General features: G+C 72.9%; 7 protein-coding genes. 3 read left to right on the plus strand and 4 right to left on the minus strand.

The features are described from left to right. Positions 1-44: 44 nt before the first annotated feature. The 4 genes from PV721_RS39590 to PV721_RS39605 form a co-directional block, all read right to left on the minus strand. On the minus strand, positions 45-434 hold the full coding sequence (locus PV721_RS39590; RefSeq protein WP_319733134.1) for a nuclear transport factor 2 family protein: 390 nt from the start codon (positions 432-434) through the stop codon (positions 45-47). Positions 435-516: 82 nt separating this feature from the next. After that, the gene (locus PV721_RS39595) at positions 517-2,091 is read right to left on the minus strand and encodes a serine/threonine-protein kinase (RefSeq protein WP_319733136.1); all 1,575 of its coding nucleotides are present in this window, start codon (positions 2,089-2,091) and stop codon (positions 517-519) included. Between the two features lie 208 nt (positions 2,092-2,299). Beyond that, positions 2,300-2,806 carry a MarR family winged helix-turn-helix transcriptional regulator gene (locus PV721_RS39600; protein ID WP_319733139.1) on the minus strand — a complete coding sequence of 169 codons (507 nt, stop codon included), beginning with the start codon at positions 2,804-2,806 and terminating at the stop codon, positions 2,300-2,302. Next, on the minus strand, positions 2,799-3,428 hold the full coding sequence (locus tag PV721_RS39605) for a DJ-1/PfpI family protein (protein WP_319733141.1): 630 nt from the start codon (positions 3,426-3,428) through the stop codon (positions 2,799-2,801). Before PV721_RS39605 ends, PV721_RS39600 begins: the two co-directional genes overlap by 8 nt. 212 nt (positions 3,429-3,640) lie before the next feature. Between PV721_RS39605 and PV721_RS39610 the strand changes: the two genes are divergently transcribed. The 3 genes from PV721_RS39610 to PV721_RS39620 all read left to right on the plus strand — a co-directional run bounded on the left by PV721_RS39610 (position 3,641) and on the right by PV721_RS39620 (position 6,518). Further along, positions 3,641-4,996 (plus strand): aspartate aminotransferase family protein, encoded by a 1,356-nt coding sequence (locus PV721_RS39610; RefSeq protein WP_319733143.1) that lies wholly within the window; start codon positions 3,641-3,643, stop codon positions 4,994-4,996. Positions 4,997-5,093: 97 nt separating this feature from the next. Then, positions 5,094-5,759 (plus strand): GntR family transcriptional regulator, encoded by a 666-nt coding sequence (locus PV721_RS39615; protein ID WP_319733145.1) that lies wholly within the window; start codon positions 5,094-5,096, stop codon positions 5,757-5,759. Between the two features lie 108 nt (positions 5,760-5,867). Continuing rightward, complete coding sequence (locus PV721_RS39620) at positions 5,868-6,518, plus strand: hypothetical protein (RefSeq protein ID WP_319733147.1); 651 nt, start codon at positions 5,868-5,870, stop codon at positions 6,516-6,518. Positions 6,519-6,537: the final 19 nt, after the last annotated feature.

A 6,537-nucleotide genomic window follows, 5' to 3' on the forward strand; every position in this document is an offset into this window, starting at 1 on the left:
CGCCCACCCCCACCCCCTCCACCGGTCACCGGTGAAAAGGTCGCTCAGTCTGCGACCAGGGGTTCGACGTAGCCCGCCCGCCAGCGCGGCGCGGGGTCCTGGCCGGGGCTGGTCCAGTACTCCCTCGCCTCCACGATCTCGCCGTCCCGCACGGTCCACAGGGAGACGGCCCGGTAGACGACGTGGTCCTGAGGTATCTCCACCTCGGTGACGACGAGGTCGCCGTCGGGCAGGATCCGCAGCAGTTCCACCGACCTCTCGTCCGCGTAGCCGTCGTCGCTGTTCACGGCTATGAAGTTGGCGCGCCCCACGATGCGTTCACCGCTCACGGGCCATTCGATGACCGCGTCCTCGGCGATGAGCCCGGCCACCCCGTCCCAGTCGCGTGCCTCGATCCGCTCCCACAGTTGTGCCACTACCGTCAACGGCTCCATGTGCCGCAGTGTCCGACAGCCCCGTTATACGTAACAAGCTTTGCTTGCAGGCTTATTGACCTCGACACAATCCGCTGACCCGTCACTGCCTGCGGTAACCGAGCGGCGGGTTGTCGCTGCCCGCCAGCTCCCGCTGCAGGGTCCCGTCGGGCAGCAGCCGGAGCCGGCTCCAGCCGCCAGGGGTGCAGGTCGGCGGGGTGCCGGAGGTGACGGTGGAGGCGTCGAGGTCCACGGGGTCGGGGGCGTGGCGCAGGGGCGCGGTCCAGGCGCAGGCGAAGCCGGGGGCCTCGACGGCGAGGGACATCACCCGGTCGCCGATCGCGCCGCGGGTGAGGGTGAGCCGCCAGGTCTGGCTGCCGTGTGTGGCGTACCAGGTCCCGAGGTACGCCTCGGGCAGTCCGGCGGCCGAGGAGCCGGAGCCCGAAACGGAAGCGGAACCGGAGCCGGAAGCGGAAGCCGAGCCGGAGGGGGACGCGGGCGACGGCGCGCCCGGGGTGCGGGGACCGCCGACGGGCGGTCGGGGATCCTCTTCCCCGCTCATCACCGCGTACACCGTGCCGGCGGACAGGACGGCGACGATCGTGGCCACCGTCAGGAGCAGGGCGGTCGACGCCGTCCAGGGGCGGGGCGCTTGCCCCGCCTCCACCGGCGCGTACGAGGAGTACGCGGACGGCACCGGCACCGGCATCGACGCAGGGGCAGCGGCGGGCGGCCGGTCTGGGCCGGCGTCCTCGCGGTCCAGCAGCTGTACGGCGTGCCGCCCGAGCCGGGCCACCAGGGGGGCCGGAAGCCAGGGCTCCAGGGCCCTGCCGTCGGCCACGGTGTCACCCGCGCCGACCCGCGCCAGCACCTCGGCCGGCCCCGGCCGCGCGGCGGGATCCCGGTGCAGGCAGTCCCGTACGAGGTCGTGCAGCTCGGTCGGTACTCCGGCCAGGTCCGGCTGCGCCTGCGTGCTGCGGAGCAGGAGTCCCGCCAGGCCGCCGGGCTGCTCCGCGTCGCCGAAGGGCAGGCGGCCGGTGGCCGCGTACACCAGGACCACGCCGAGGCAGAAGATGTCGCAGGCGGCGGTCACGGGCTCGCCGCGGATCTGCTCGGGCGCCATGAAGCCGGGGGAGCCGATGAGTTCGCCGACGCGGGTCAGGCCGCCGCCGGCCGCTTCGCCGGGCTCCGCCGGGGCGCGGGCGATGCCGAAGTCGATGACGCGCGGGCCGTCGAGGGTGATCAGGACGTTCGAGGGTTTCAGGTCGCGGTGGACGATGCCCGCGCGGTGGATGTCCTGGAGGGCGTACGCGAGGCCCGCGGCCAGGATCCGTACGGAACGGCCGGGCAGCGGGCCGAAGTCGCGGGCCACGACCTCGCGCAGGCTCGGCCCGGCGACGTAGCCGGTGGCCACCCAGGGGGTGGCGGCCTCGGTGTCGGCGTCAAGGACCGGGGCGGTCCATTCGCCACCGACCCGCCTGGCGGCGGCGACCTCGTGGCGGAAGCGGATGCGGAACTCCTCGCGGGTGGCGAGGTCGTGGTGGACCAGCTTCACGGCGACGGTGCGGCCGCGGTCGGAGCGGGCGAGGTAGACCTGTCCCATGCCGCCGGCGCCCAGGCGGGAGAGCAGGCGGTAGGGGCCGATGTGGTGGGGATCGTGCGGATGCAGGTGTTCCATGCCGGGGTCCCTCCCGTGCCGAGCACTGGCCGAACGGCTCCGCAGGGAAGGACGGTGGGGCGTGCCGGGCGGTTGCTCCCGCCGCCCGGGGCCCGTCCCGCGCCCGCCCGGGCTCCTCCCGCGCCCGCCCCGGGCTCTGCCCCGCGCCCGGCCCCGCGCCTCAGCCGGCGGGGCTCAACGATCAGGGCTCCAGTCCGGCCCCCGCGCCTCACACGTCGTCAGGGCCGGATTGCGCGGCGGGGTCCCGGGGCGCGGACAGCGTGTCCAGGGCCCGGGTCAGGCGTTCCAGGACGTGGACCGTTTCCGCGAAGGCGGTGTCGCCCAGTTCTTCCGCGAGGCGGGTGGCCAGCGAGGCGTGGCCCGGGCCGATGCGGGCCACCGCCGCGTGCCCCTCCTGCGTCGGGCGGAGCAGCTTCGCCCGGCGGTGGGCGGGGTTCGGGGCGTATTCGGCCAGGCCCTTGGCGACCAGCAGGTCCGCGATGCGCTGCACGCTCTGCCGGGTGATCCCCATGGTCCGGGCGATGCCCGCGACGGACTGCGGCTCCCGCAGCACCGCTCCCAGTACCTGCCACCAGGCGGCCGTCAGCCCGGCCGGCCGGGCCAGTTCCTCCGAGACGGAGAGGAACTGGCCGTTCAGCCGGAACACCCCTAGCGCCGTGCGGCTCAGCAGGTCCTGGCGGGCCCGGGTGGAGCCGGGCTGCCGCACCTCAGGCATCGCCGGCCTCCGCCGCCGCCATCAGGACCGGGAAGGCGCTCGCGTCCGAGTCGTGGAAGAGCCGGTACCAGGCGTCCAGGACGTCCGGCTTGTAGACGTCGAGGCGGGCGAAGACCTCGCGGGCGAAGGCCACGGGTTCCGTCGGCCCCGCCGTGATCAGGTCGCCGTCGGTCACCGCGTCGGCCTCGACGTAGTGCTCGGCGCCCCCGTAGCCCGGCTGCGAGGCCAGGTAGAAGGAGGCTCCGCTGGTGTGGGCCCGACCGTCGAGCAGGCCCGCGCGGGCGAGGCCCGCGGTGGCCCCGCAGATGGCCGCGACCGGCACCCCGGCCGCCAGGAACTCCTTCGCCTTCGCCGCGAACGGCGCCAGCTCCTCGCTCGTGTCCCACAGCGAGGCGCCCGTGAGGATCAGCAGGGAGGAGTCCTCCGGCCGCAGGTCGGCCAGGGCCTGGTCGGGCAGGATGCGGACGCCGCCCATGGTGGTGACCGGCTGGTCGGCGGCGGGGCCGACCGTGTGGACGACGTGGCCGCGCTGGGTGAGGTGCGCGGTGGTGTGTCCGGTCTCCCAGTCCGCGTACGTGTCGTAGACCGCGAGGTGGACGGGCTTGCGCGGGGTCTCGCTCATGGTGGTCGCCTCCAGCGTCGAATCCGGCTGCTCCGGCGGGCTCGTCCGGCGAGCCCTTATGACAAGAGACTGTCATGTCGACAGTGTGCTGTCAATGATTGGATCGCGGTGCCCGCGCGAGCGGACGGGCCGACAGACTGCCGAGACGGGCCCCCCACGCGCATACAGTCCGCCGATATCCCTCCCCACCTGCGCACTTCTAGCGTGACGCCATGACCCCTCATGTCACCTCCCCCACCCTTGCCGCTGTGAAGGACGCAGACCGGAAGCATGTCTTCCATTCCTGGTCCGCCCAGGCCCTGATCGACCCGCTCGCCGTCGCCGGGGCCGAGGGGTCGTACTTCTGGGACTACGACGGCAAGCGCTTCCTCGACTTCTCCTCCCAGCTGGTCAACACGAACATCGGCCACCAGCACCCCAAGGTCGTCGCCGCGATCCAGGAACAGGCCGGCCGGCTCTGCACCCTGGCCCCCGGCTTCGCCGTCGACGTCCGCTCCGAGGCCGCACGCCTCATCGCCGAGCGGACCCCCGGCGACCTGGACAAGATCTTCTTCACCAACGGCGGCGCCGAGGCCGTGGAGAACGCCGTCCGCATGGCCCGTCTGCACACGGGCCGGCAGAAGGTGCTGTCCACCTACCGCTCGTACCACGGAGCCACCGCCGCCGCGATCAACCTGACCGGCGACCCGCGCCGCTGGCCCTCCGACACGGCCGCCGCCGGCGTCGTGCACTTCTGGGGCCCGTACCTCTACCGCTCCGCCTTCCACGCGACGAACGAGGCCGAGGAGTGCGCCCGCGCCCTCGCCCACCTCGCCGACACCATCGCCTTCGAGGGGCCGCAGACCATCGCGGCGATCATCCTGGAGAGCGTGCCCGGCACCGCGGGGATCATGACCCCGCCGCCCGGCTACCTCGCGGGCGTGCGCGAGCTCTGCGACCGCCACGGCATCGTCTTCATCCTGGACGAGGTGATGGCGGGCTTCGGCCGCACCGGCAAGTGGTTCGCGGCCGAGCACTGGGACGTCACCCCCGACCTGATCACCTTCGCCAAGGGCGTGAACAGCGGGTACGTGCCGCTCGGCGGCGTGGCCATCTCGGCCTCCGTCGCCGAGACCTTCGCCACACGCCCCTACCCGGGCGGACTGACGTACTCCGGCCACCCTCTGGCCTGCGCCGCGGCCGTCGCGACGATCAACGTCATGGAGGAGGAGGGCATCGTCGAGCACGCCGCCCACCTCGGCGAGAGCGTGATCGGACCGGCGCTCGCCGAGATCGCCGAGCGGCACCCCTCGGTCGGCGAGGTCCGCGGCCTGGGCACCTTCTGGGCCCTGGAACTCGTACGGGACAAGGAGACCCGCGAGCCGCTCGTCCCGTACAACGCGGCCGGTGCGGACAACGCGCCGATGGCCGAATTCGCGGCGGCCTGCAAGGCGTCCGGCCTGTGGCCGTTCGTCAACATGAACCGCACCCACGTCGTCCCCCCGTGCACCATCACGGAGGCGGAGGCCAAGGAAGGGCTGGCCCTGCTGGACGAGGCGCTGACGGTCGCCGACCGCCACGCCGTATAACGGGTTGTAAATCCGCATACCGACCACCAACCGTTCGGTTTCGGCCGCGCTGTCTGGCCTATGGTGTCCGGAGTCCTACGACAGGAGACGGACCCCTATGCCAGGCAGCGGAGCTGTCACCCGCAACACCCTTCGCCAGCAGATCGCGGACGCGCTGCGTGACGAGGTGCTCGCGGGACGCCTGCCTCCGGGGACCGAGTTCACCGTCAAGCAGATAGCCGAGCAGTACGAGGTCTCCGCGACCCCGGTGCGCGAGGCGCTCGTGGACCTCTCGGCCCAGGGGCTGCTCGAACTGGTCCAGCACCGGGGCTTCCGGGTCCGGATCTTCACCGTGGACGACTTCAGGGGAATGATCGAGGCCCGCTCGCTGGTCGTGGACGGCATCTTCCGCCGGCTCGCCGAGCGCGGCACCGCGCCCGGCTCCGGCGAGATGCTGGTGTCGGTACGCCGCCGGGGCGAAGAGGCGCGGCGGGCCGCACAGAGCGGTTCGCTCGAAGTGCTGATCGGCTACGACCTGCGCTTCTGGCGGGAGCTCAGCGAGCTGGTCGCCAACACCTACATCTCCGAGTTCCTGCACCGCATCCGCGTGCAGTGCTGGGTGTTCGCCGTCCCCCACCTGCAGCGCGAGCCGCAGCTGCGGGAGGCGCTGTGGGACGGGCACGGCGCGCTGGTGGACGCGGTGACGCTGGCGGACGCCGACGCCGTGCGCCGCATCGTGCAGGGCTACAACCAGCACGCGCTGGACTGGGCCGCCCGGATCTGAGTGCCCGGAGGCGCCCCCACGTGCCCACAGGTTCTGCGCACCCCTTCGCGGAGGGTGTTCGGCGCATTACGCTGGCCGGATCGGCGGCAACGACTGATCGGAGGCCGTGTGGCCTGTGACCTGTGGCTGGTCCCCCTTGTCGACGTGCTGTGCCACAGCCCCGACAACCCCTTCGCGGAAGAGATCGCCTCGTACGACAAGGCGCTGGGCGAGGCCGGACTGCCGTCCGTGCCCGTGTTCGCCTACATGCCGGGCCTGAGCGGGGACGTCGCCCCGGTGGCCGGCTTCGACTACGACGCCCTGCATTTCCTCAGGCGGGCGTACCTGCTCCAGCTCTGCGGGCTGCCGGTGACCCCGGTGGACGAGCTGGGCGGGGACTACGAGCAACTGCTGGAGATGTTCGAGCCCACGGCGCAGCAGTCGCATCTGGTGTGGCACTACGACCACGCGGGGGCGTACGTGCCGGTGGACTTCGCGGCTCCGCTGGCGAACGAGGAGCTGCTGGCCGGGGGCGGTCCGCTGGGGTCCGCGCAGGGCTTGCTGCGGGAGCTGGCGTTCGTGGCTCCCGCGATCGGGATAGACCCGGGGAACCCGCCCGCCGCGCCGGCTCCGCCGGGGCGGCCGACCTCGCTGGAGGAACCGGCGGGGCCGATCCCGTACGACGACAGTCCCTTCGCGCGCGAGCGGCACGTGTGGCTCGGGTTGCACGCGGCGGCGACCCGCAGTCTGGGGCAGGGCTCGATGATCATCTTCAGCTGACGCCGGGCCCTGACGGGGG

This window comes from Streptomyces sp. MB09-01, from assembly GCF_033794505.1.
GTDB lineage: Bacteria > Actinomycetota > Actinomycetes > Streptomycetales > Streptomycetaceae > Streptomyces.